The organism is Pseudomonas sp. ADAK2 TE3594 (assembly GCF_053628675.1).
On the sequence record NZ_JBRJGV010000001.1, the window covers coordinates 4,412,193 to 4,437,944 of the forward strand.

At 55.9% G+C, this 25,752-nt stretch carries 17 protein-coding genes; 6 read left to right on the plus strand and 11 right to left on the minus strand.

Annotated features, from left to right (window positions below):
- Nucleotides 1–141: 141 nt before the first annotated feature.
- The 5 genes from AB7M22_RS19560 to AB7M22_RS19580 all read right to left on the minus strand — a co-directional run bounded on the left by AB7M22_RS19560 (nt 142) and on the right by AB7M22_RS19580 (nt 3,258).
- Nucleotides 142–837 carry a transposase gene (locus AB7M22_RS19560; protein ID WP_454187508.1) on the minus strand — a complete coding sequence of 232 codons (696 nt, stop codon included), beginning with the start codon at nt 835–837 and terminating at the stop codon, nt 142–144.
- A 556-nt stretch (nt 838–1,393) separates the two neighbouring features.
- A complete protein-coding gene (locus AB7M22_RS19565; RefSeq protein ID WP_454187509.1) occupies nt 1,394–1,804 on the minus strand; it encodes a hypothetical protein in 411 nt (136 codons plus the stop codon).
- A 104-nt stretch (nt 1,805–1,908) separates the two neighbouring features.
- Entirely contained in the window at nt 1,909–2,184 is a 276-nt protein-coding gene (locus tag AB7M22_RS19570) for a hypothetical protein (protein ID WP_454187510.1), read from the minus strand.
- A gap of 225 nt (nt 2,185–2,409) precedes the next feature.
- Entirely contained in the window at nt 2,410–2,658 is a 249-nt protein-coding gene (locus tag AB7M22_RS19575; protein ID WP_454187511.1) for a hypothetical protein, read from the minus strand.
- An 84-nt stretch (nt 2,659–2,742) separates the two neighbouring features.
- Nucleotides 2,743–3,258 (minus strand): hypothetical protein, encoded by a 516-nt coding sequence (locus AB7M22_RS19580; RefSeq protein WP_454187512.1) that lies wholly within the window; start codon nt 3,256–3,258, stop codon nt 2,743–2,745.
- 280 nt (nt 3,259–3,538) lie between these two features.
- Between AB7M22_RS19580 and AB7M22_RS19585 the strand changes: the two genes are divergently transcribed.
- Nucleotides 3,539–3,787, plus strand: a complete 249-nt coding sequence (locus AB7M22_RS19585; protein ID WP_454188839.1) for a hypothetical protein — start codon at nt 3,539–3,541, stop codon at nt 3,785–3,787.
- 297 nt (nt 3,788–4,084) lie between these two features.
- Here the strand turns inward: AB7M22_RS19585 and imm45 are convergent, their stop codons facing one another.
- Together imm45 and AB7M22_RS19595 are read right to left on the minus strand one after the other, a co-directional pair.
- Nucleotides 4,085–4,423 carry an Imm45 family immunity protein gene (imm45, locus tag AB7M22_RS19590; protein ID WP_454187513.1) on the minus strand — a complete coding sequence of 113 codons (339 nt, stop codon included), beginning with the start codon at nt 4,421–4,423 and terminating at the stop codon, nt 4,085–4,087.
- Entirely contained in the window at nt 4,423–17,292 is a 12,870-nt protein-coding gene (locus tag AB7M22_RS19595; RefSeq protein ID WP_454187514.1) for a hemagglutinin repeat-containing protein, read from the minus strand. Before AB7M22_RS19595 ends, imm45 begins: the two co-directional genes overlap by 1 nt.
- A gap of 382 nt (nt 17,293–17,674) precedes the next feature.
- On the opposite strand from AB7M22_RS19595, the gene AB7M22_RS19600 reads away from it, so the two are divergent.
- On the plus strand, nt 17,675–17,953 hold the full coding sequence (locus AB7M22_RS19600) for a hypothetical protein (protein ID WP_454187515.1): 279 nt from the start codon (nt 17,675–17,677) through the stop codon (nt 17,951–17,953).
- A 144-nt stretch (nt 17,954–18,097) separates the two neighbouring features.
- Here the strand turns inward: AB7M22_RS19600 and AB7M22_RS19605 are convergent, their stop codons facing one another.
- A complete protein-coding gene (locus AB7M22_RS19605; protein WP_008013572.1) occupies nt 18,098–19,444 on the minus strand; it encodes a DEAD/DEAH box helicase in 1,347 nt (448 codons plus the stop codon).
- A 193-nt stretch (nt 19,445–19,637) separates the two neighbouring features.
- Between AB7M22_RS19605 and AB7M22_RS19610 the strand changes: the two genes are divergently transcribed.
- A complete protein-coding gene (locus AB7M22_RS19610) occupies nt 19,638–20,936 on the plus strand; it encodes a mechanosensitive ion channel family protein (RefSeq protein WP_454187516.1) in 1,299 nt (432 codons plus the stop codon).
- Nucleotides 20,937–21,042: 106 nt separating this feature from the next.
- Here AB7M22_RS19610 and AB7M22_RS19615 read toward each other — a convergent pair whose 3' ends face one another.
- The 3 genes from AB7M22_RS19615 to AB7M22_RS19625 all read right to left on the minus strand — a co-directional run bounded on the left by AB7M22_RS19615 (nt 21,043) and on the right by AB7M22_RS19625 (nt 23,332).
- Nucleotides 21,043–21,909, minus strand: a complete 867-nt coding sequence (locus AB7M22_RS19615; protein WP_454187517.1) for a carboxylate/amino acid/amine transporter — start codon at nt 21,907–21,909, stop codon at nt 21,043–21,045.
- A gap of 342 nt (nt 21,910–22,251) precedes the next feature.
- Nucleotides 22,252–22,851, minus strand: coding sequence for an FMN-dependent NADH-azoreductase (locus AB7M22_RS19620; RefSeq protein WP_007902473.1), 600 nt, complete (start codon nt 22,849–22,851; stop codon nt 22,252–22,254).
- Between the two features lie 151 nt (nt 22,852–23,002).
- On the minus strand, nt 23,003–23,332 hold the full coding sequence (locus AB7M22_RS19625) for a 3-phosphoglycerate kinase (protein WP_454187518.1): 330 nt from the start codon (nt 23,330–23,332) through the stop codon (nt 23,003–23,005).
- Between the two features lie 49 nt (nt 23,333–23,381).
- Here AB7M22_RS19625 and AB7M22_RS19630 point away from each other — a divergent pair, with 49 nt between their 5' ends.
- Genes AB7M22_RS19630 through AB7M22_RS19640 form a run of 3 tightly spaced genes read left to right on the plus strand, consistent with a single transcriptional unit; the run spans nt 23,382 to nt 25,684 of the window.
- Nucleotides 23,382–24,305 (plus strand): LysR family transcriptional regulator, encoded by a 924-nt coding sequence (locus tag AB7M22_RS19630; RefSeq protein ID WP_454187519.1) that lies wholly within the window; start codon nt 23,382–23,384, stop codon nt 24,303–24,305.
- A gap of 14 nt (nt 24,306–24,319) precedes the next feature.
- Nucleotides 24,320–25,123 carry an alpha/beta fold hydrolase gene (locus AB7M22_RS19635; protein ID WP_007902466.1) on the plus strand — a complete coding sequence of 268 codons (804 nt, stop codon included), beginning with the start codon at nt 24,320–24,322 and terminating at the stop codon, nt 25,121–25,123.
- Nucleotides 25,124–25,126: 3 nt separating this feature from the next.
- Nucleotides 25,127–25,684 carry a peptidylprolyl isomerase A gene (locus AB7M22_RS19640; protein WP_007902463.1) on the plus strand — a complete coding sequence of 186 codons (558 nt, stop codon included), beginning with the start codon at nt 25,127–25,129 and terminating at the stop codon, nt 25,682–25,684.
- Nucleotides 25,685–25,752 lie beyond the last annotated feature (68 nt).

Below are 25,752 nucleotides of genomic sequence, written 5' to 3' on the forward strand. Positions count from 1 at the left end.
GTTTTTGCGTCGGGTGCCCGACAATTGCATAGGAAATTTGTTCACTAAGGGAATCGCTGAAAAAACCAGGGAAGTGCGTAGGAGCAAGGATTAACAACAAGTAAAAACCCCTAGTAAAAATGGGGAAACCACGTTTCCTATCTAAGGAATAGAATTTTTTTTCGGTCTGCCCGGGCATCCCCGCCGAGCTCGTCGCCCAATCATAGCTTCGATTTCGGCAGTAAATCGCGGACCACCAAGTACATAGTTACCATTGGTGGCAGCCCGAATCTGGTCAACCAGCCCTATCTCTAACTCGCTTCTAAAAAGCTCGCGATAGACTTCAGCAGTCAATACATCTGTGTCCCCAAGCGATAGGTACTGAGCATGCGGGGTAATGAGGTGCGAAAATTCTGATTGGGCGTTAGCACGATAACTCGACCAACGATATTCCGCAGGATGCGTCACCATTTTGGCTCTGACAGGATTCATCTCAATGTAGCGATAACAGGCCAATACATAACTATCACTTTGAACAAGGCACGAACGGAAGCGTCCCTCCCATAAAGTCCCACTACGTCCATATGTACGATTTATGTATTGCACATATCGCTGCCCTATCCCCTTCATAAGCAAACTTGCACTGCCGTGTTCATGAGGACTAATCAACAAATGGACATGATTAGTCATAAGACACCACGCGTGAACTCCACACGCATATTTGTAGGCCTGTTCAGCAAGCAGTTCTAAATAAAAAAGGTAATCATCCTCTGAGAAAAAACAAACTGATCTATTATTTCCTCGTTGAATCAGATGCAAGGGGATACCTGGTATCAAGACACGTGCTCTGCGTGGCATATGGTGAGTCCATTCACAATTAATGATGCCGAAAGCTTAGTCAATCCTACGAAAAACAATCTCCCTATCTATTTCACACTATTTCAGATCGTTAAAGTGCGACACAGAGAAACGTGGTCTGTCCCCGTTTATCCTCGTTGAATCAGATGCAAGGGGATACCTGGTATCAAGACACGTGCTCTGCGTGGCATATGGTGAGTCCATTCACAATTAATGATGCCGAAAGCTTAGTCAATCCTACGAAAAACAATCTCCCTATCTATTTCACACTATTTCAGATCGTTAAAGTGCGACACAGAGAAACGTGGTCTGTCCCCGTTTATCCTATCGGTCACAATTCTGCGGAATCTGCACGATTGCACCTAGGACGCTGCAGACGTACAGGGTATAGCGCTGCGCATCGTCCTGCTCAGAAAACACCTCGGCCATAGCATGAAAACTTGTCGTGCATTGAGGTAGGTTCCCCCGGCGACGTGATAAAACTTAAGTTCCATGGGCATCCTTAAAATTTGGGGCCCCCTCAGGTTCCGTCCCCTGTTTGCGTTGCTCGTTTTTCTTATGGCAGTTTAAATGTAACTACTGACTCTTCCGACTCGGGCAATCCCAGAAAATACCTCCACTGCTCTAGAACAATTCGCCACTCCTCTAGAGTAAATTTTCCCTCAGGCTGCCCATTCCAATCGTCGTTGATGCGGATGTCGACTTGTACACCTGAGGCGTCCATGGTCAGCACAACATCGTTCCCGCCAGTTTCGACAGTCTGTTCCGAGCCGTTTTCGACAGATGCAATATAAGCAAGTAATTCATCGCATCGCTTTTGGGTCTGCGCAATAGCGTCAAGCACAGAGCATATATAGAGCTCATAGCGCGGGGCACTTTTTCCCGAAGAAACCGTCGCACCCCGGTAAAACAAATGCCCTAAAACAGCGTCATATCCCGCGTAAATATGGCAAAACTTCAGTTCCATTTCTCTCTCCTGCTTTAAGGTTTGTATGCATGGGTGTATGCATGGGGACAGACCCCGTTTTCCATCCATGGGGAATACAAAAAACTAAATAACAGCGAACGTGATCAGCCGGACCGCAAGTGCTCACTGACTTCTTGTGCCAGCGCCTCTACGATCGACCTCGGTCCTTCGATCATCAGCCCCATATACGTCTCGGACTCAATGGTTATCATGGCATCGCCCAGTTTGACGCGTGCGGTATCAAGCTCCTGAGACCCACCTACTCTCCAGAAGCTCCCCGCGCCTACTGCGCCACGTGATGTAAGCACCGCAACCAAAGCGGCCTTCAACACGTCGTCATACTCATCCCCAAGCCGGATGCTGGTGATTTCTGTATTCATCCGAGACAGGCCTAAATTGAAGAAAAAAACGTGGTCGGTCCCTCTACGTTTTATTACGTCTATTCAACACGCAAATTCACATATACCGTTTCAACAATAGCATCTTCCTCTCCGATATCGGGAGCATATAGCCTTAGCCCTAAACTATTCACATAAAAACCTGAAGAGTTAAACGTCAGAACCTGACAATTATTTTCAAAGAACTGTTGAACCAACTGCAAATTCTCACCCGCCAACCGTTGCCCCTTCCAGAAAAAAATCACTCCACTTTAAAAACTCCACACCGACAACCCTATAACTTTCATCATAGTAAACATGTAACCCAAAATCATCATACGCATCTGTTGGTACAACAGAGTCTGGCCCTTTGAGAAACTCCTCAAAACCACCCCCCAGGATCGACCTTACCTCAGCCCGACTCAGGCCGTTTTTAATCGAGCCAAGATCACCAAACGCCAACAGTTCGAAATTCATACTCATCATCTCTTAAAATCATCAGCATGAAAAAGGGGACACCCATTAGCCTTGATTCGAGACCGACTAATGCCCCCCTTTACCCTACGAAATCCCGAATGCCATTTTATATGCGACTTCCAGTTCGTACGGCTCAAGCTCTTTATATTCGGCTAATAAATCAGATCCCAGGAGCAATCCTGTTTTATCGCTATAAACGGCATACACACTTCCATTCCATTGTTCGTCATCAACACAAAAAACCTTAATAGACGGACTGCTATATTCCGTTCCGCACCAAGCAATCGTAGCTCCGTGGCTGACGAACCACTTAAGCGACTCCTTAATAAGAAGAGGCCACACACTCTCAGCTGGCCAGGCCGTTATTCTAAGTTCTATTGAGAGATCACTTAGAGATTCATCCTCCCACAATCGGGACTTAAATTCTGCTACTTCCTTCCAGATAGACTCAAAGGAGGTGAGTTCCTGGGTCAATTCTTTCGTAAAGCCTTTGGACCAATAGCCATAAAAAATCAGACCACTGACTTCATCCTGATAAACATTGCCGGTTGCCGGGTCTTTAACACTCCAAAACATCCCCAGACTGTCTAAAGTTTTCATAATCCAAAATTCGCCATTTGCTGAGGTGAAGGTTGTGTAGCTGTCACGAGGTCGCCGATTTTTATTTTACCTCTCGGCTCCTTCGCCACATAAATTGTCACATCCTTCCCGTTGACTTTACCGTAGTACCCTTTTACAGCTTGTCCGCCTTGAGACATAACGTGATCAAACGTTTGGGTTGAGTTGGTCAACAGACTTTCAGCAATTTCTTTGAAGCTTGTCTAGTCCTGAAACAGGTGTAAACCTATTTCAGGACTAGACAGACAAGCCAGACAAATAAATCCGTCCCCTTTCCCCGGCATCGCTGCTTATCGACACCCAAGCTCCACTCGATGTTCTGCACGCCATCGCTGACTACCGCATCCGCACCGTTACTCAGGTGCTGGAAAACATCGCGTTTCGCGCTGAAATTGGTTGCGATACGGTGGTGCTTTCCGACTTTTCCAAACTGCTGGCCATACCGTTGCGCGATGGTTGTGATTTGATGGATGTGATTGGTAGACGGTTGCGGGCGTTGGCGTCTGAGTGAAGTGAAAACGGGCAACCTTTGGGTTGCTCGCTTCATGTACAAGGTTACTAATCCATCCTCACCTGACACTTTCCTCAAATTTGTAATAGGGAGGAAATTAAGGTGTGGAATGTCGTACTGCGCAAACTCCATCGGGTGGCACATTAAATAGAAATGGGGACAGACTTATTCATTCACCCTGAAATAAATAAATCCGCCCCTTTACTACTTTATGACCCAAGGAGTACTACCTCCCCCCCCAAGATAAACGTGGACTGTCCCCGTTTATCCCGTTGGCCCCTGTTTTTTTCTTCAACATTAACGCTGCTCCAATACTATTGGAGCTTCTGTTTGATCAAACAGATAGACTGCCTCAACTGGGCAGTCGGGATATACCCATTTACTCCAATTCGCAACAATCCATTCTTTTGAGATTCCATGACTTCCGGGCACACCACTTTCGATTGGCAAACAAACCAATACAAGCCCTGATTTATTACCTGAAGCGACAACAATTGAATGCCCACGCTTCTCATCTGGAATATCAACCACCATAAAATCCACTATAGGCTCATACGGCCAACTTGCTGGAAGACGAAAAATCTGTCCTCTACTTATCGCCGGTTCTGCATACTCAATCAGTTTAATGCCCTTCATCACTTGACCCTCAAATCATGCCGACCTGTTTCATCCTTAGAATTAGGAACAGGCGTCGAATCGAATTTTACCTCACCTTGGTGTTCCCCTGTCCGCCTGTCCACTTGTTCCCATCTACCGTGTTGGCTATCCACTGCATACAAAAATCCATCGCCCCCCAGATAAACATCTCTACCGTTCATTTTTGTCAATAGATTACTCTTTGGCCAGCCTAGCGAATTAGCGAGCTCCTTGGCCCTGCTTTTTACGATTGCGACCCTTTCTCCTGATGGAAGGTTAACCAATCCTTTTTCAAATTCAGAAACGGATTGGCCCCAAGGCAGACTGTAAACGTTCCCTAACGAGGGGTTATCAACTGATGGATTTGTGTAAGCTCCATCGTCCGGTTCAGCAATTGGGCTTCCATCAGTACTGGTTGGTAACGATGGCTGAGATACGTAGCCGCCGACACTCACCGGATGCAGCGAACTATCATCCACGGCCGGATTAGTCAATACCCCATACTTAGGATCTAATAAATGTATCGGGAATGCAGTTCCAAGAACCAACGTCCAGAGTTCCGCTGACACAGACAACTGTTGCGATCCGGTGTATCCAGCCGAATTAGTAGACTCGACGAGTGCATTTACTGCAGCTCGTGTATTTTCTTGATTTTGTTGCCCGCTTGCGGAAGATAGCAGCATTGCCCCTAACGTAGCGATAGCTCCACCAGCCAGCACAACTGGAACAAAATTTAATATCTCAGGATGAGGGTTTTGCAAGCGCTTTAGTAGAACCAACATCCCGAAAGCCCGATCGGGATCACTGCCAGCAATTTCAGTAATACGTGTAATCAGCGCCTGAGCTTCGGCACTCGTATCACCATTCGATATATTTTGTATTACGGTGCTAACAGCTGCCGTTCTGACTGTTTCATCTTTACTGCCCAATTGCCTCTTGAAAACGCGCAACAGAGTAACTTTATCTGCAATTCCGAAACCACTTCCGGTCGCAATATTGGCCGCACCAAATAAGAGATCGGTCAGTGTATTCAACGACTCAAGACTATTTTCCCCAAACTTTTCAACACTTACCTTCCATCTATCAAGTGTTCCTTCGGCGTTCATCACAGACTTTACCGAGCTGTCACTTACATACAGTTCAGTCCGATGCTCCTCATCTCGAGTCACTTCGTAAGCCTTATTCAGATCACGATTGAGCCCGACTGTAGAATCTTCACCCGTTTTTTTGTCATGACGCACAACAATATCGCCACTACCGATCGTAGCGCGGAGAATCTGCTCGCGATCCTTTTCGTAGTTGTAGCCTTCGACCGCCCAGCTGTTCTTGTCGGATCCTTCCATACCTTTGTTAGGCTTGTCAGCTTGAGAGCCACTATTAGAACCGTAGCTGCCGCTAACATTGAGATAGTATCCGTGCTCATTGTCCTTGCCGGTGATATTGCGGAAACCCAAAGTATCCGTATCTACCTTGAGATTGCCGTTATCAGCAGACAACACCGCGCCATCCAACTGTGTGTGGTTTTCGGTGCGGATATCCACTTTGTTTTTACCGCTGATAACGGTTTGATTTTCAACCCAGTTAGTCTTGCCTGTGGTTTTTCCATAACCGACCGAACCACTCACGCCGTAAAACGATCCGGTGATACTGAGGTCCAGCTCTTTACCACTCACTTTGCCGGTGTTAGGTATGGAGGTCACGGTGAGATTTCGACCGACATCACCATTAACTTCATCGCCACGTAAGGTGGCGCCAGCGATGTTGGTGTCACGGCCACTTTCGAAGTCCAGCTTGTTGCCGGCGTACAGGTAGGCTTCCTGCTGCTGAACACCTTCGCGATTGAGATCGCCAATACCGATATTGGCGGAGCCATAGATACCAAACCCGTCCTTACCAAGGATCAAGCCGCCCTCTGCTCCCCAATTACGCCGGTCGTGCTCGCTGCTGGAGGCGTTTTGCGCCGACAGGATATTCAGGTCGTTGGTGGCCTTGAGTTTGATATCCCGCTCGGCGGTGACCTGAGTGCCGATCAGGGTGAGGTCGTTTTTAGCGTCCAGATTGATGCTGCCACCGGCACTGAGTTGCGTCGGTGTCGAAGCACCTTGAGTCGACTCATCAGTGCTTCCGGCGTTGCTGATACCTACGCCGAGTTTGAAGCCTCCGGTCGTTCCCCCCTTGAGTCCTCCTTTGCTTTGAGTTTGATGACCATCACTGCTATCGGCACCGTGAACCACATCAAAGGTGATATTGCGGCCAGTGACATTGATGTCGCGCCCCGAGTTGAACTGACTGCCGATCACATTCACATCGTTACCGGCATCCAGAATGATGTCATTACCGGCCGAAAGATTGGATGGACGATTGGTCAAGGAGGACTGGGTCCGCGTCTGGCTGGTGCTTGATCCGCCCAGATGACCATCGAACTTCGGCCCACTGAAAAACTGATCGAGGGTATCGACGCTCTTTAGAACGCTTGATCCCTTGCTCACCCCGTCCTCACCTTTCCCGGTGCCTTTAAGGCCGTCCATCGTGTTACCAATGTTGTAGGCAACAGTGGTGGTGGTGCCGTTGCGTTTCACACTGTTGCGGATCGTCACTTCGTTCGTCTCATCCGCAGCATCAATGTTGATATTGCGGCTGGCTTTCAACCTGATGTCGTTATCCGCAAAAAAATCCGAGCCTTGCTGATTGATGTCGCGATCAGCAGTAACCTTTAAATCGTGGCCCGCATTGATGACACTGCCTGCGGCAGTGCGAGCGTTACTATCGACCCCGTTCTTGATCGTTTCATTGCCAACAAACGTGGTGAAGCCATTGTTATCAACGTCCTGTTTGATGCCGTAGCTTTTGTTTGTTTCCCAGCTATTACTGCGCTGCTGATTAGCGCCTGCCAGTACATTGACATCACGACCAGCGTCCAATGTAGCGTTGCGCTCCGCGCTTACCCCGCTACCAATGATGTTGATGTCTCGCGCTGCATTTAAAGTGGCATCACGGCCCGCACTCACCTGGCTACCGACGCTGCTGGAGCTGATGACTTCGCGGCCCTCCTTGTGCGATGCGTTCAGGGTAATGTCAGCGCCGGCGCCTGGAGTACCAGCGAACAAACCGATGGTGTCCTTGAGCGTCAAACCGACTTTTTTCTTGAACTCCTCGGCACGGCTGTAAGCTTCGTCATCAGCGGCTGCAAGGTTGATGTCACCCGTTTTATCCACCAACCCGGCGTGCAATTCGGCGTCGTTCTCGGCGGTGATTTCACTGGCGTTTAGGCGCACGTCACGGCCCGCAACAATCACGGCATCGTGACCTGCACTCAGCTCGCTGCCCACCTGAGTGACACTCGTCTGGAGCAAGCTGCTACCGCTTTTCGACATCCCGAACAACCCGGTCTTGGTCTTCTTGCTATAGTCGCCACTTTCTTCGACGCCGGAGAGCACTGCGACATCATTGGTAGCACCGACCACCAGATCAGTTCCGGCCTTCAACTGGCTGCCGATTATGGTGACGTTGCGTCCGCCATTGAGGCTGACGCTACCATCCTCTTCCTTGGTGGTATTGATTGTCAGGTTACCGCCCGCTTCGATCACCGAAGCAACGTTGGTGCTGTCGTAACTCTCTTTCTGGGTGGTACTGCTGCGACCGAACGAACCTTTTTTCTTCTTGTAGTAGTAGGACGAACTCTCGTCTTTTGCGGAGGCGACGGTGATGTCCTGCACGGCATCGAGGCTAACGTCTTCCTGGGCCTTGATCCGACTGGCGATGATGCCCAGATCGTTGCCCGCATTGAGGGCAATGTCGCGACCTGCATTCAGCACGGAGGCTTGCTGGGTTGTACTGTGGGTTTCCTGCGCTCGCTTTTTGCTGCGCGAGACGTAATCGCTCTCGTTGGCGGCCGAGGTGATGACGATGTCGTTGCCAGCATTGACCCCGATATCACGCTTGGCGTCGAGGCGACTGGCAACGATGGCGACGTCACGATCAGCACTGATCGACAGATCCCGACCCGACGTCACCTCAGCAGCATGCTGGGTAATGGTCTGGTTGAGGAAGTTGCTGCCCCGCGCATTGGTGCTGCGATCCTGGACCGAGGTGATGTTGACGTCTCGGACCGCATCCAGTTCGAGGTCACGCCCACTCTGCAATACACCGCCAATGTTGTTGATGTCTCGACCGGCATTAATGCTCAGATCATTGGCTGCCTCGATCCGTGCCGCGTTATCAAGATAATCGCGATGGAGCAAACTCCCACCCCGACGGACATCAACCCCGGTCACGTCACGCTGGTTGATGACATCGCCATTGGTGGCAGTCAGCGTCACGTCACGACCGGAAATGATCCCGCCCGATTTGTTGACGATGTTGTTGCCCGCTTTCAGTGTCAGGCGATCACCCGCCTCGATCAAGCCGGTGTTGGTGAGGTCGTTGCCGGCCTCGGCCGATAGATTGTTAGTGGCGCGCAGGGTGCCGGCGTTGTTCAGGTCTTGGCCGGCGATCAGGGTCACGTCGCCGCCCTGGATCAATGCGCCGTTGGGTGCCAGACGATTGTTCGCCTGGGCCAGATAGAGCACCGGCACCAGGACTTTTTCACCGTTCACTACGTGCTCTTCGAGCCAGACGATGTCGTGGGTCAGGGCGGCAACTTGTTGGGAGGTCAGTGTCACGCCCATGGACAGGTTCAGTTGGTCTTTGCTGGCGATGGCGTTGTTCATCAGATACTTGAACATTGCTTCGTCGGAAGTCTGGCCGTCGATGAAACGTTGGCCGGTGCGAGCGACGATCGATTGCTGGACCAGACGTTGTTCGAACAAGCCATCGCCCAGGCGTTTGGCGCTGGTGTCCGGGTCATAGCCGAGGTTCGCCAACAGGTAGTCCGAACTCATGAACTGCTTGAGGTTGGTGAGTACCGGGTTGGTTTCGATCAGGTATTTGTGCGGGTTGGAGCGCACGCTGGTGTCAGGCAGCCCCTGCACACGTGGCACGTTGAAAGATGGGCTCCCGGGCAACAGCACACCGACCGGACCGTCGCCGGTGGCGGCGTTGACGTTGACCTGAGCGGTCTTGTCGTTGAGATTCACCGACGGGCGACTGGCCAGGGCCAGTTCGCGATTTTTGACCGAGACCGGGTCATTCTTGTCGAACTGGAGTTCGGTGGCTTGTCTGACAGGCATGCCGTCCGAACGCTGCGTGGTAGCGGCCGTAACGGAACCAATGGTCCAGCTCTGTCCGGGTACCATCGTTTGCTCGGTGCCGCCTTGACCGCTAAGGCGGAACAGGCCGTTATTGCCGGTCGGCAGGGTGAAGCCTGGCAGCGTCAGCGGGTTGACCTGTTGTTGGGCCAGATCCGGTGGCAGTTGGGAATTGATGCTGATGACGGTCGGGGTGACCTGACCGGCGAGTTGCGTGGACCCTACGCGTGGTCCCCGGGTGCCAGGAGCGTAGCCGTCACGAAGCACGGTATTGGTCAGGTTTTTTGTAGCGTTGATGTAGACCTTGCTGCCGGCCTGAACGACAGCATTGGCGGTTGACGACGGGCTGCTTTCGGTAATGGTGTTCTCAAAAAAAACGGCATTCTTGACGAGGGCTGGCGCCTCGGTGCGTACACCGTCGTTATAGTGAGGTGCGGGTACGTTTAATCCCCCCCCGTACTCGATCCACACAGGGCCAAATTTTACGTAAGGAGTCGACTCTCCTCCTTGCTTGGTCACGACCCTCGTATACGACTCATCACCGTTACTGTTCCACAAGCGAATGTTCGGTCGGACAAAGGCCCCTTGCCCTGCGATGTAGCCGAGTTCGCCAGAATCATAAAGGGGATCATTGGCTGCGTTGTAATTCAGTATCGAGTTCCAGAAAACCAAACTTTCGGATGGAATTTCAAACGACTTCCTGACGCTATAAGTACCGACCGACGCGCCTTCACTGGTGAAACTCTGAAGGTTGAGTGTCATGTCGTTGCCGGCAGTGACGGTGGAAACCTTGTTAAGGAAGGCCCCGCCGTTTACCAGCAGATTTCGTCCAGCGGTGAACGTCGCAGAAGCAGAGTCCTTGACGATTTCAGATTGATAGTTTTCCACCCACACCAGGTAGCTTGGGTGTTGATACACGTAATCGCCGAGTGAAGTACAGGACTTGCACTGGACACCAATGGCTCCTGAAATCAGCCCGCCACCAGCCACCTCGAACACGTCCTTGCGATTCTCGATGTAACCGGCTGCCATGGTGAGGTCGCCGACACTTTCAATCGTCCCCGAGATGTTGTTAATCGATGAACTCCAGCCATTGCTGTCATCCCGGGCGATGCTGATGTTGCCCAAGCCATAGATGTCCGCGTAGCGATTGGTGAGCGTCCCCACCCGCAGCGCCATGTCACCACCACTGAAAATCAGCCCGTTCTGGTTGAGCAATGAGTTACTGCTGATGCGCAATTTGCCGGCACCACCGAGGGTTCCGTTGTTGGTCAGCGAGGCGGCATTGACGGTCAGGCTATCAGCCGATGTGAGCCGTCCCAGGTTGGTCAGGTTGCCACGGCTGGTAACGGTTGCGGTGGTTCCGCCAGTGATACTGGCCGCAGCGGTCAAGTCGATCTGCGAGGCCGTAAGCCCCAGATTACCGACACTGCTGACCCGCCCGTTTCCGCCGTACGCTCCGCTCAAGTCGAGACTGAAGGTGCCGTTACTGGCCAGCAGACCTTCGTTGGACCAATTGACCCCGCTGCCGATGAAACTGTCGGAGCCCAGCAACTGGCCGCTTGCGGTTTGTACCAGGTTATTGACGTTAACCCGCAACCGCCCCGCCTGAATCACACTGCTGTTCGTCCAGCTATCGGCATTCAACGTCAGCCCGCCACGCGTCACCAGCGAACCGCCAGCGTTCATGACGTTGGCCGTCGAAATATCGAACTCACCCACGCCCACATGAGTCACGGTACCGCCCGCGTTCAAGAAGCTCGGCGTCGCGAGGGTCAGGTCGGCATTCGCCGTTTCCACCAGGCCATTGCGGTTATCGAACAGGCTGCCGATCTGGAAGTTGGTTTTGCCCACGGCACCCAACGCACGCAGTTTGCCCGTCTGGTTATCGACGCTGGCGGCACGCACGGCGAGGGTTCCGGCGCTTTCGATCAATCCGCCGCGGTTGGTGAGGTTGCTATCGAGAACGACGTCGATACCATCGCCACTGATCTTGCCGGCGTTGTTGTTCAGCGAACCGCCATTAACCTTGACCAGGCCTTTGGCGTAGATCCCGCCATTGCTGTTATCGATAGCGGCGCTGCCAGCGTTAAGCAGAATGTCGCCGGCGTTGGCGGCGATGCGTCCGCCGTCGCTGTAAATTCCGCCCAAGGCCTGGAGGTCGAGGCGATTGCCTTCGATCTTGCCGCCCTGGCCGTTGCGCAATACGCCTGTCAGGCGGGTCTGCAGCAAACCTTTGAGGCTCGACAGCACACCGGCGCGGCTGTCGAGGCTGGCGGCGGTGATATTCAGCTCACCGTTCTGGGCGATAACCTTGCCGCCCTGGTTGTCGATGGCGCCGCCCTTCACGTCCAGGGTCAATGCGCCCAGACTTTGCAGCGCGCCGCCGGCATTGTTGAGGGACGCAGCTTTGACGTTGACGCCTGCATCGCGACTGGAGATCAGGCCGCCGGCGTCGTTGCGAACACTGCCGGTGGCGGTGAGGTCGAGCTGCCCATTGGCAACCACGGTGCCCTCCAGGCTGTTATTCAGGTTTCCAGTCAACAGGCTCAACAAACCTTGACTGAGCAGTTGGCCGCCCTGGTTATCGATGCTGCTGGAACGCTTGATCACCAGCGGCCCTGTACTACCCAGCGCGCCTTTGGTGTTGGTCAGCGTACCGAGCAGGTCGAGGGTGACGCTGTCTGCGCCGACCAGGCTGCCGTTGCTGTTATCCAGGCTCGTACCGGTGAAGGTCAGCGCTTTGTTCGCGGTGACGTTCCCCGACGCGTTGTTCAGGGAGGCCGCGCTGATATCCAGTGTGCCGCTGCTTTCGATCAAGCCACCCGAGGTGTTGTTGATCGCACCTTGAGTCATCGTCAGCGTCTGCTTGCCGCCACTGGTGACGATGCCGTTGCTGTTGTCGAGACTGGCAGCGGTGATGGTCACGTCGCCTTTGCCCGCCAGGCCGCCCTTGGCGTTATTGATCAGCGCACCGCTGAGGTCAATGTTCAGATTGCCGAGCAGGCTGGAGAGCGTGCCTTCCTGGCTGTTGTCGAGGCTACCGCCGGCAACGGTGAGTTTGTTCCAACCGGAAATCAGGCCACCCTGGTTATTCAGGCGGGTTGCGTTGAGGGTCAATTGATCATTGCTGATCAGGTTGCCGCCGCGGTTATCCAGCGTGTTGCCGGTCAGGCTGAAGCTGTTGACGCTGGAGATTTCGCCTTGCTGATTATTAAGATCGCGCAGGTGCGCAATGCTCAACACGCCCTTGGTGTTGATCAGGCCGTTCTGGTTATTCAGGTCGGCAGGTGTTGCACCCAGATCGATGCTCAGGCCAGTGCCGCCCAGCAACGTACCGCCTTGGTTATCCAGCCCGTTGCTGTTGAGGGTGAGTTGTCCGGCCGCTTTGATCAGGCCTTTGTTCTGGTTGGTCAGTAGACCGTCGACGGTCACTTGCAGATCGCCATCGCTGAGCAGTGTGCCGGCGCTGTTATCCAGACTGGCGGCGCGAACTTGCAATGCCGCGGCGGCGATTTTGCCTTTGACAGAGGTCAGCGCGTTGTCGATCAGCAGCGTGAGTTTCTGATTGCTGAGCAGTTGACCGCCGCTGTTATCCAGTTGTTTGGCGATCAGGTCGAAGGCTTCCTCGCTGGAGATTTCACCGTTGCGGTTGTTCACGTCAGCAAGGTTTTTCAACAGCAACTGGCCCGGGGCGCTGATGAAGCCATTCTCGTTGTTGAGCGCGCCGCCGTTCACGTCCAGGCTCAAGGTGCCCTTGCTGAACAGTTTGCCACCTTGCTGATCCAGGCCACTGACGTTGGCAACCAGCGAGGTGGCCGCGCCGACGCTGCCGCCGGTGTTGGTGACCTGGCCAGCGGTCAGTTCCAGACGGTCGCCCGCGTAAATACTGGCTTGGCTGTTATTGAGCGCGCCGGTGGTGATGTTCGACCCACCTTTGCTGCTGATCGCACCTTTTTGCTGGTTATCCAGGCTGGTGCTGGTGAGGGACAGCGTGGTGTCGGTCAACAGCTTGCCGCCCTGGTTGCTGACCGCGCCTTTGCTATCGACTGTGAGCGCCTTGGCGCTGGAGATCGTGCCGCCGTTGTTGCTCAGGCTCTGGGCATCGATTGCCAGTTCGCCCTCGCTGACGAGGCTGCCCTGATTGTTGTCCAGATCCGAAGTGAGGTTCACCGTGAGGTTGTTCAGCGTGGTCAGGCGACCGCTGTTTTCCAGGGTTTTCCCGGTCAGCGTCAACCCGGCGTCGCCGGACAGTAGCCCTTTGTTGCGGTTGATGACCTTGTCTACGGTCAGTGCAAGGTTGCCACCGGCCAGGATGTAACCGGCGTCGCTGTTGTCGAGTTGCTGGCCGATCAGTGTCACATCCGCCTTGCTCGACAGTTCGCCGTTACGGTTATCGATGTCATCGACGGTCAGTTTCAGCGCTTTTGTGGCCCCTACCAAACCCTCCTGGCGGTTATCGAGGCTGGAAGCTTTTACGGTCAACCCGTCATCGGCAATGACCACACCGGCCTGGTTATCGAAAGCATCGGTGATCGTCAGATCCACTTCGCCGCGACCACGGATTTCACCACTGGCGTTGTTCAGGCTGGCACTGCGGCTGTCGAGGCCGGCAGAGGCGATCAGACCTTTGACGTTGCTCAGTGCACGGTCGATAACGAGCGTGAGTTTCTCGTTGCTCAGCAGCTTGCCGCCATCGTTGTTCAGGCTTTGCGCTGTGAGGTTGTAGGCCTTGGCACCGGAGATTTCGCCGCCGCTGTTGTTCACCTCATTGAGGTTTTTCAACAGCAACAGACCCGGTGTATGGAGGTTGCCGCGCTGGTTGTTCAGCAAGCCATTATTCAGGTCGAGGGTCAGGTCGCTGTTGCTGAACAGCTCGCCGCCGTCTTGATCCAGGCTCGTGACCGAGACATTCAACTGCTGCTGACTGCCAATTTGCCCGGCCGAGTTATCCAGGTGTTTGGCGGTCAGGTCGAGGGTGCCGTCAGTCGCCAGACTGCCGCCCTTGCTGTTGTTGAATTCGCCAGTGGTGACGGTGGATGCAGCCTTGGCACTGATCACCCCCTTATCGCTGTTGTCGAGGCTGCCGCTGACCAGCGTCAGGCCTTTTTGCGAGGCGATCAAACCACCCTGGTTTTGCAGCGCAGCCGTCGTGGTGAGCGCCATGGCTTCGAGGCTGGACAGTTTGCCCAGCCGGTTGTCCAGTGTGTCGACGGTGAGCGTCAGCATCCCTTCACTGCTGATCAGCCCTTGCTGGTTGTCCATGACGTTGTCGAACGTCAACACCAGGCTGTTCTGGCTGACGATTTTGCCTGCGACGTTGTTAAGCCCGATGCCGTTGAGCGTGCTCGCGCCTTTGCTGAAGATCAGGCCGGCGGTCTGATTGATGATCTGATCGACCTTCAGTTCCAGGGTCGTGTCAGACAGCACTTTGCCGCCGTCGCTGTTGTTCAGGTTCGCGCCGCTGACGTGCATGTCGCTCTGGCTGGAGAGAGAACCGCCACGGTTGTCGACCTGTTCGACGTTGACCGTCAGCGACTTGAGGGACGCGACGAGGCCGTTTTTCTGGTTGTCCAGGGTTTTGCCGGTGAGTTTCAGATGACCTTCGGCAACCAGTTCACCGCCCTGTTGACTGAGGGAGTCGACGTCCGCCTCGACATCGCCCTTGCCGGAGATCCGGCCGGCGTCGTTGGTGACCTCCTTGGCCTTGAGGGTCATCAGGCCGCTGGCCGTCAGCAGACCCTCGTTGCGGTTGTCCAGTTTGTTGCCGTCAAAGGTCAATGCAGCTTTGCTTTCGAGACGTCCCTTGTCGCGGTTATCCAACTCGGTGACCAACAACTTCACCGCCTGATCGGCACGAATCACCCCATTGCGGTTGTCTGCGTTGTTGCTGCTGACCGTTAGCGTGTTGAGGCCGGAGATCTTGCCTTCACGGTTGTCCAGGCGCGTGGCCTGCACATCCATCGCGCCGTTGGCCTGGATCAGCCCTTTATTTTGATTGTTCAACAGGCCACTGACTCGGGTGGTCAGTTGACCTTCACTACTCAGCTCACCTTGTTGGCTGTTGTCGAGATTTTGGGCGCGGACGGTCAGCGCATTTTTGCCACCGAGGGTGCCCCCGACATTGTTGATCGCGCCACTGGCGGTGATATCCAGCAATCGTCCGGCCATCACCAAACCCGCGACGTTATCCAGCGACGTCATGTTCAGGGTTGCGTTAGCCAGACTGGTCAACTCGCCATTGCTGTTGTTCAACTGACCAATCGTGCCCGTCAAATTACCCGTGCCATTGATCACCCCATTGGTGTTGAGGACCAGATTGGCCGTGACGTTCAGCGCACCGCTGCTCAACACTCGACCATTGTTCTGGTTGTCCAGGGTCCCGGCGGTGATGTTGGCGGTTTGCCCGGCGCTCAGCGTGCCATTCTGGTTGCTCAGGGTCTGGCTGGTATTGACCGTCAGATTACGGCTGGCCACCACGCTCTTGCCGGTGTTGTTGAGGTTCTGCGCGCTCAGGCTCACATCACCGTTGGCGTTGCGGCTGGTGTCGGCATTAACCCCGGCCTCGATGACGCCGTTGTTGCTCAGCACACCGCCGGCGCTCAGCGTGATGCTGTCGCGGGCCGCGAGGGTTTGCTGGTTGGTCAGGTTGCCTTGGGTTTGCACGTTGACGGCGGTGCCGGCGTAGACCGGGCCGCGCGCATCGAGGCTGGCGGCTTGGACGTTGACTGCGCCGTTCGTGGCCGAGGTGTCGACCAGACTCAAGTGGCCGTTGGCGTCGAGCTGGATGTCGCCACCGCTGGCGATCAGTTTGCCGTCGAGTTTCACCCCGACCCCAGCCTCGGTACCCACCAGTTTGATCGCCCCGGCGTACATGCCGCCCAACGCAGAAGAGTCGATGGCCAGTTGTGGTTTGGCGCTGCCGTCATCGGCACGGGCGGTGGCGTTGAGGCTGTCGGCGTTGACGTCGTTGCGACCGGCGACGATGGTCAGGTTGTTCGCCTGAATCTCGGCGTTGATCTTGGCGCTGCGGGTGATGATTTCGAAGCGGTCGACGTTGTTGGCGTTGAGCCCGGCGCCGTCAATGGAGACGCTGCCCTGATCGACCTGGAAGCGATCCAGCCGACCGTTATCCAGCACCGGTTTACCGGTGGTCAACGTGACTCGCGGGGTGTTGATGAAGCCGCAGCCGTTGCAGCTGATGCCATAGGGGTTGGCGACGATCACCCGCGCCGACTGCCCCGCCACTTCGGTGTAACCGCGCAACTGGCTGGGGCTGCCGCCGACCACTTCGTTGAGGATGGTTTGCGCGGCGACCCGATTGGTCAGGTTGGGGTTGCCGATAATGATCCCGCCCAACTGCGTCGCGCCGGTCTGGTTGGCGACGTTGTTGAGGATCACACCCTGGGTGCCGACGTTGTAATCGTGAAACTGGTTATGCGACAGGCCCGTGCCGTTGGGCATGGCGATGTTGACGATCGGCACCCCGTTGCCCGCCTGACCGAGACTGCTCCCCGGCGAGGCCACCACAATCCCGTCGGCCTGCGCCCACATCGGCTGCCAGAACATGACGTTGGCCAACAGGAACGCCAACCCGCGCTTGGGCATGCCCCAGAAGTGCTCGCGGTTTTTGACCGCAGCAGAAGGCTGGCCAGCGAGGAAGGCGTAATGGCGAACGTCCATGTCAAAAGGTCTCGTTTCGATCGGCAAGAATGGAATGAGCAATTCACAGACACAGCCGTCCCGACACGGCAAACGCAGGAGGCGTTTGCAGAGCGAATACGTCATAAGGGGATAAAGGCGCGCTTGGGTCAGAAGGTCCAAAGCGTGGCGTAAACGACCATTGCATCAGCGTGCGAATGGTCTGTTCGGTCCCTCGAAACGGCGAAGTGATATCAATGTGATGGCGCGATGTTAAGTTGCCATCATTCTGGCGTCAATAAGCCGTTTAGAGTGTTTCTGGCGAAACGCTCTAGCGCGCGGGTTTTGGTCCACTGCCTGAACTTTCTGGGCGGAGAAACCCTCCACTCAATAACGCCGTGACATTGATAAATGAGGCCCGCTCATGAAAAACATCCTGTTGAAACTCACCCTCGCAGCCACCCTCGCCTGCGCCCTCCCCGTTTGGGCCTGCCCGCCCGACGAAGCCACCGCCAAGCGCGAACAACTGGCCAGGGAGGTCGCCAAGATCACTGAGCAGAACCCGGCCAAGGCCAAGGAGATCAACGACGAGTTGCAGAAGATGGATCTGGACACGGCCAGCGCGGATTTGCCCGACAAGTGCCAGCTGATCGATCAGCGTCTCAAGGAGCTGGAATCGGCGGAGAAGAAAGCCAAAAGTTAACGGGCAAGATCAAAGGATCGCAGCCTTCGGCAGCTCCTACGGGACGAACGCCGATCCCGTGTAGGAGCTGCCGAAGGCTGCGATCTTTTGACGCAAAAAAAACCCGGACACTGTCCGGGTTTTTTATTGGATCGCTACGGCGCCTTACTCAGCAGCCGGCGCTTCCGGCTTGCGGCGCTTGAGCGGCGCCATGCCGTCCTTGCTGACCAGCGACAGGGCGTCGGTCTTCGGGCGGTTGGCGATCTTGCGCTTGGTCGGGGCCTTGGCGCCGGTTTTCTTCTTGTCGCCTTTGGCGTCGACCTTTTTCTTCTTCACGCCAACGGCTTTGCCCGAGGCCTTGACCTTTTTCGGTCCGCCGTAGGTGCCTTTGACTTCCTTGATGGTGCGGCGCTCGAAGCTCTGCTTGAGGTAGCGCTCGATGCTCGACATCAGGTTCCAGTCGCCATGGCAGATCAGCGAGATGGCCAGGCCATCGTTGCCGGCGCGACCGGTGCGACCGATGCGGTGAACGTATTCGTCGCCGCTGCGCGGCATGTCGAAGTTGATCACCAGGTCCAGGCCTTCCACGTCCAGGCCACGGGCGGCGACGTCGGTGGCCACGAGGATCTTCACGCCGCCCTGTTTCAGACGGTCGATGGCCAGTTTGCGGTCTTTCTGGTCTTTGTCACCGTGCAGCACGAACGCTTTGTATTCCTGCGCCACCAGACGGCCGTAAATACGGTCGGCCATGGCCCGGGTGTTGGTGAACACGATGGCCTTCTGATAGGTCTCGTTAGCCAGCAGCCAGTTCACGATCTGTTCTTTGTGCTGATTGTGGTCGGCGGTGATGATCTGTTGACGAGTGGTGGCGTTCAGATCGCTGACGTTGTTCAGCTGCAAGTGTTCAGGGTTGTTCAGGACCTTGGCGACCATCTCGCGCAGGCCCGAACCGCCGGTGGTGGCGGAGAACAGCATGGTCTGCTGACGGTTGGTGCACTCTTCCACCAGACGCTGCACGTCTTCGGCAAAGCCCATGTCGAGCATGCGGTCGGCTTCGTCGAGCACCAGCACTTCGACTTCTTTGAGGTCGAGGTTGCCGGCGTTCAGTTGCTCGATCATCCGGCCCGGCGTGCCGATCAGGATGTCCGGCACCTTGCGCAGCATGGCGGCCTGGACCTTGAAGTCTTCACCGCCGGTGATCAGGCCGGACTTGATGAACGTGAACTGAGCGAAGCGCTCGACTTCCTTGATGGTCTGCTGGGCCAGCTCGCGGGTCGGCAGCAGGATCAGGGTCTTGATGCTGACGCGGACTTTGGCCGGGCCGATCAAGCGGTTGAGGATCGGCAAAACGAATGCAGCGGTTTTGCCGCTACCGGTTTGCGCTGTCACCCGCAGGTCACGCCCCTGGAGCGCCAGCGGAATGGCCGCTGCTTGCACAGGCGTTGGCTCGACAAATTTAAGCTCGGCCACGGCTTTGAGCAGGCGTTCGTGCAGGGCGAATTGGGAAAACACGGGTGCTACCTCGAAGAAATACAAAAAAACAGCTGCATAGGGTAACGGTTTCGAGCGCGAAGGCCGAGTTTCTTTATACAAACGGCTGCAAACAGTGGTTTTTTTGTTGCCTGTTTTGTCTCAAAACGTCATCCGGAACGTCTTAAATGCTCTAATCGCCCCGTCGCGTCCTACAGAAGAACCGTTTTCGCCCATGGATATCAAACAGCTCTGGCTCAACGCCCAAGACCTCTGGGGTGCCCTCGATCAGCACCCGCTCCTGCATTCCACGCTCGCGCTGATGTTGCTGCTGGTGGTGGCGCTGGTGCTCGGACGAGTGGCGCGTTATCTCATTCTTCATGCGACCAAAATGCTCGGTCGCCAGCCCTCGTTGCACTGGATCACCGATTTTCGCCACAACAAAGTGTTTCATCGCCTGGCGCAGATGACGCCCTCGCTGGTGATCCAGTTCGGCCTGCACCTGGTACCGGAGCTGAGCAAAACCGCCCTTAACTTCCTCGGCAATGTGGCGCTGGCGTTCACCATTCTGTTCCTGGTACTGGCCGTCAGCGCATTGCTCAATGCCCTGCTGGACATTTATGCCCGCACCGAACACGCCCGCACCCGCTCAATCAAAGGTTATGTGCAACTGGCGAAAATGGTGTTGTTCGTGTTTGGCGCGATCATCATCGTCGCCACGTTGATCGACCGTTCGCCGCTATTGCTGCTGTCGGGTCTGGGCGCCATGTCGGCGGTGATTCTGTTGGTCTACAAAGACACCCTGCTGTCGTTCGTCGCCAGCGTGCAACTGACCAGCAACGACATGCTGCGGGTCGGCGACTGGATCGAGATGCCGCAAGTCGGTGCCGACGGTGACGTGGTGGACATCACCTTGCACACGGTCAAGGTGCAGAATTTCGACAAGACGATTGTGTCGATCCCGACCTGGCGCCTGATGTCCGAGTCGTTCAAGAACTGGCGCGGCATGCAGCAGTCCGGTGGGCGCCGGATCAAGCGCAGCTTGTTCATCGACGCCAGCGGTGTGCGGTTTATTCGCGATGACGAAGAACTGAAGTTGGCCCAAGTACATCTGCTGACCGATTACATGGGCCGCAAGAAAGCCGAGCTCAAGGCCTGGAACGAAGCCCAGGGCAACGTCGCAGCGATGTCGGCCAACCGTCGACGGATGACCAACATCGGCACCTTTCGCGCCTATGCGCTGGCCTACCTGAAGAGTCACACGGAAATCCAGCCGAACATGACCTGCATGGTTCGCCAGATGCAAACTACCGCCCAGGGCATTCCGTTGGAAATCTACTGCTTCACCCGCACCACCGTGTGGGCCGATTACGAGCGGATTCAGGGGGATATTTTCGATTACCTGCTGGCGGTATTACCGGAGTTTGGCTTGAGCCTTTATCAGCAGCCGAGCGGCGGGGATTTGCGGTCGGGGTTGCTCCCGGCGGTGTTGGGCGCGAGCCACATTCCCGAGCCCGAGAAACACCTGATGTAGCACCACAAAACCCTGTGGGAGCGGGCTTGCCCGCGATGAGGGAGTATCAGTCAACGAATTTGGTACCTGACACTCCGCTATCGCGGGCAAGCCCGCTCCCACAGGTTCAGCGTGCTGTTACTGATTGGCGTACACCCAACCGACTAATCCACACCGCCATCAGAATCACCATCCCGCCAAACAACAACCGCCCCAGCTCTTCATGCTGATTCCAGATCAACAAGTTGATCAGCAACCCCACCGGCACATGCAGGTTGTTCATCACCGCCAACGTCCCGCCGTTCACCAGGCACGCGCCCTTGTTCCACCAGTACAAACCCAGCGCGGTCGAGACGAGGCCGAGGAACAGCAGCACGCCCCATTGCAGCGGTGCTTCGGGCAGGAAGTTCTGTTTGCCGAACAGCAGAAACGCCGGCAATGCCACCGCCAACGCGCCCAGATAGAAGTAGCCGAAACGTCGGTAATGCGGCAGATCACTCGGATGGCGGGCCACCAGATGCTTGTAGAGCACCTGCCCGGCGGCGTAGGTGAAGTTGGCCAATTGCAGAAGCAGGAAACCCATGAAGAAATCCGGGTTGATCCGGTCATAACGAATCACCGCCGCGCCCGCCACCGCCACCAGTGCAGCAATCAAGGCCCACGGATTGAAGCGGCGGTTCAGCGCGTCTTCGATCAGGGTCACGTGCAGCGGTGTGAGGATGGTGAACAGCAACACTTCCGGCACCGTCAGCACTCGAAAGCTCAAATACAAACAAACGTAAGTCACGCCGAACTGCAACGCGCCGATCAGCAACATGCCGCGCATGAAGGCCGGTTCCACCGAGCGCCAGCGCGTCAGCGGAATGAACACCAGCCCCGCCAGCAGCACCCGCACCAGCACCGCGAAGTAACTGTCGACATGACCGGCCAGGTATTCGCCGATCAAGCTGAAGGAAAACGCCTGGATCAGCGTGACAAAAAGTAGATAGCCCATGGTCGCCTCATTTCGAATGGCGGCGACGATAGCGGGTTTTGCCCGTCATCGCGAACAGTCAGGTAATACACAACACCCTGTGGGAGCGGGCTTGCCCGCGATGGCAGTGTATCAGTCGACTTCAATGCTGCCTGACACACCGTCATCGCGGGCAAGCCCGCTCCCACAGGTTTATGTTGCGCTCACTAAATCGCAGGCAAAAAAAAGCCCGATCTCGCAATGCGTTCAATCGGGCTAGAGCACTCAGGAGCAACAAGTGCAAAGGGAGGTTCGATGCGCGTGCAGCTTGAAGGGTTACCCCAGGTCACTAGATCATCCAGCGATTATCTGGCGATTAACGTGTCAGGCGACCTGGGAAAGCTTCGCGTTGGCCTGGTTCAAGCCTTTCTCCTGGAAGTCACCGCCCAGGTTCATGCCTTCGGCGTGAATGAACGTCACGTCGTGGATGCCGATGAAGCCCATGACCTGACGCAGGTAGGGTTCCTGGTGATCCGCGGTGCTGCCGGCATAGATCCCGCCGCGAGCGGTCAGCACATAAGCACGCTTGCCGTTGAGCAAGCCCTGTGGGCCGGTTTCGGTGTACTTGAACGTCACGCCGGCACGCAGCACGTGGTCGAGCCAGGCTTTCAAAGTGCTCGGAATGGCGAAGTTGTACATCGGCGCTGCCATTACCAGTACGTCGGCGGCCAGCAGTTCATCGGTCAGCAGGTTGGAGCGTTCCAGCGAGGCCTGCTCGATGTCGTTGCGTTGTTCGGCAGGTTTCATCCAGCCGCCCAGCAAGTTGATGTCCAAATGCGGCACCGGGGTGGTGGCCAGGTCACGGACGGTGATCTGGTCGGCCGGATGTGCGGCTTTCCATTGGCTGATGAAGGTCTGGGTCAGTTGGCGGGAAACCGAGTCTTGCTGACGGGCGCTGCTTTCGATGATCAGAACGCGGGACATGGGATGTAGCCTCCATCTGAGAATGCTGTAGGTCGATGGAGTGAAGGTTAAACAGAGTCATATCGATGAAAAAGCGCAAATAACTGCTATAAAGCATCGATAAATTCGTTTATAAGCGGAGCATGTCCCAGCTGGGCTGCTCCGCTCGATGTCATTTCGGGGTGCAGGTCAGGTTGATACGCATCTTGATGATGGTCCGGGTGAACTTGGCAGTGGCGTTTTTATGTTTACCGGCGGGCACTTCGATTGTGCGGGTGCGCGGCGACTCCGGGCCATTGTTGAAAACCACCCTGCAGATCGCATCAGTGCTGCCGTAGTTGTTCACTTGAATGGAGGCGATGTCGTTATCCGTGTCGTACGAGTTGTAATCGATGCTCAAGCCGTTCAATTGCTTTTGAACGTCGATCGGATAGGCAAACGCAGTCAGCGGCAACATCGCCCACACCGCACAACCCGCCATCACACAACAAAGTTTTTTCATTCGGCAGTCTCCAATAAGGACTGCCAGCTTAGGACAAGAGGAGCTCAACATGAAAGCGCCCCGCGTGACCCTTGATCAATGGCGAACATTGCAAGCCGTGGTCGATCACGGCGGTTTCGCCCAGGCCGCCGAAGTGCTGCACCGCTCGCAATCGTCGGTCAGCTACACCGTAGCGCGCATGCAGGACCAGCTCGGTGTGCCGCTATTGCGCATCGACGGCCGCAAAGCGGTGCTCACCGAGGCCGGCGGCGTACTGCTGCGCCGTTCCCGGCAACTGGTGAAACAGGCCAGCCAACTGGAAGACCTGGCCCATCACATGGAACAAGGCTGGGAAGCGGAAGTGCGGCTGGTGGTCGACGCCGCCTACCCCAGCGCCCGCCTCGTTCGTGCACTGACCGCGTTCATGCCACAAAGCCGTGGCTGCCGGGTGCGTCTGCGCGAAGAAGTGTTGTCGGGTGTCGAGGAAGTGCTGCTCGAAGGCGTGGCCGACCTGGCCATCACAGGTTTCAGTATTCCCGGGTATCTGGGCGCAGAATTGAGCGACGTCGAATTTATCGCGGTCGCCCACCCCGAGCATCCCTTGCATCGCCTGAACCGCGAACTGAACTTCCAGGATCTGGAAAGCCAGATGCAAGTGGTGATCCGCGACTCCGGCCGTCAACAACCGCGAGACGTCGGCTGGCTCGGCGCCGAACAGCGCTGGACCGTCGGCAGCCTGGCCACCGCCGCGACTTTCGTCAGCAGCGGCCTGGGCTTCGCCTGGCTGCCCCGGCACATGATCGAGCGCGAATTGAAGGAAGGCACGCTCAAGCTGCTACCGTTGGACCAGGGCGGCAGCCGCAACCCGAGCTTCTTTCTGTATTCGAACAAGGACAAACCCTTGGGCCCGGCCACGCAGATTCTCATCGAACTGCTGCGCACCTTCGATACCGCGCCGCTGGACGCGCCCTTCGCAGCCCCAGAGCAAGCCTGACACGGAGTGTACCCATGGCCTATTTCGAACATGAAGGTTGCAACCTGCACTATGAGGAATATGGCCACGGCACGCCGTTGCTACTGGTCCACGGGCTAGGCTCCAGCACCCTGGACTGGGAAATGCAGATCCCGGCGCTCTCGGCTCACCATCGGGTGATCGTGGCGGATGTGCGCGGCCACGGGCGCTCCGATAAGCCCCGCGAGCGCTACAGCATCGCCGGGTTCAGCGCCGACCTGATTGCGTTGATGGAACACTTGAATCTTGGCCCTACGCATCTTGTCGGGCTTTCGATGGGTGGCATGATCGCTTTTCAACTGGCGGTGGACCAGCCGCAACTGCTCAAGAGCCTGTGCATCGTCAACAGCGCACCCGAGGTCAAACGGCGCAGCCGCAACGATTACTGGCAATGGTTCAAGCGTTGGAGCCTGATGCGCGCGCTGAGCATGGGTACTATCGGCAAGGCTCTGGGCGCCAAACTGTTTCCCAAGCCCGAACAAGCTTCGCTACGACAAAAAATAGCGGCGCGCTGGGCAAAAAACGACAAACATGCTTATCTCGCCAGCTTCGATGCGATCGTTGGCTGGGGGGTTCAGGAACGACTTTCCAAGGTCTCCTGTCCAACCCTCATCGTCAGCGCCGACCGTGACTACACCCCGGTCGCGCTGAAGGAAACCTATGTAAAACTGCTGCCCGATGCGCGGCTGGTGGTGATCGCCGATTCGCGCCACGCCACCCCGCTGGATCAACCCGAACGCTTCAACCAAACGCTGCTCGAGTTTCTCACCGCAGTCGACACCACCACTCAGGATCACTGACCCATGCTGAAAAAAATCGCCCTCGTCGCCGGCTCCGTTCTGTTTGCCGCCAACCTGATGGCCGCCACGCCCGCCAAGGCGCCGCACGTGCTGCTGGAAACCACTAACGGCCAGATCGAAATCGAACTGGACCCGGTCAAGGCGCCGATCAGTACCAAGAACTTCCTTGAGTACGTCGACAGCGGCTTCTACAACAACACGATTTTTCACCGTGTGATTCCTGGCTTTATGGTCCAGGGCGGCGGTTTCACTCAACAGATGCAGCAAAAAGAAACCAAGGCGCCAATCAAGAACGAATCCAAAAACGGCCTGCATAACGTGCGTGGCACCCTGTCCATGGCCCGCACCTCTGTGCCGGATTCGGCCACCAGCCAGTTCTTCATCAATGTCAAAGACAACGACTTCCTGGACCAAGGCGACGGCTATGCCGTGTTCGGTAAAGTCGTTAAAGGGATGGACGTCGTCGATGTCATCGTCAACTCCCAGACCACCACCAAAAGCGGCATGAAAGACGTGCCGGCCGACCCTGTCTTCATCAAGTCGGCCAAGCGCATCGACTGAGAGTAAGCTGGACAGGGAGTATTGAGCGGCCGCCGGTTCTGCCGGCGCCGCTCATATCGTTTAAAGGA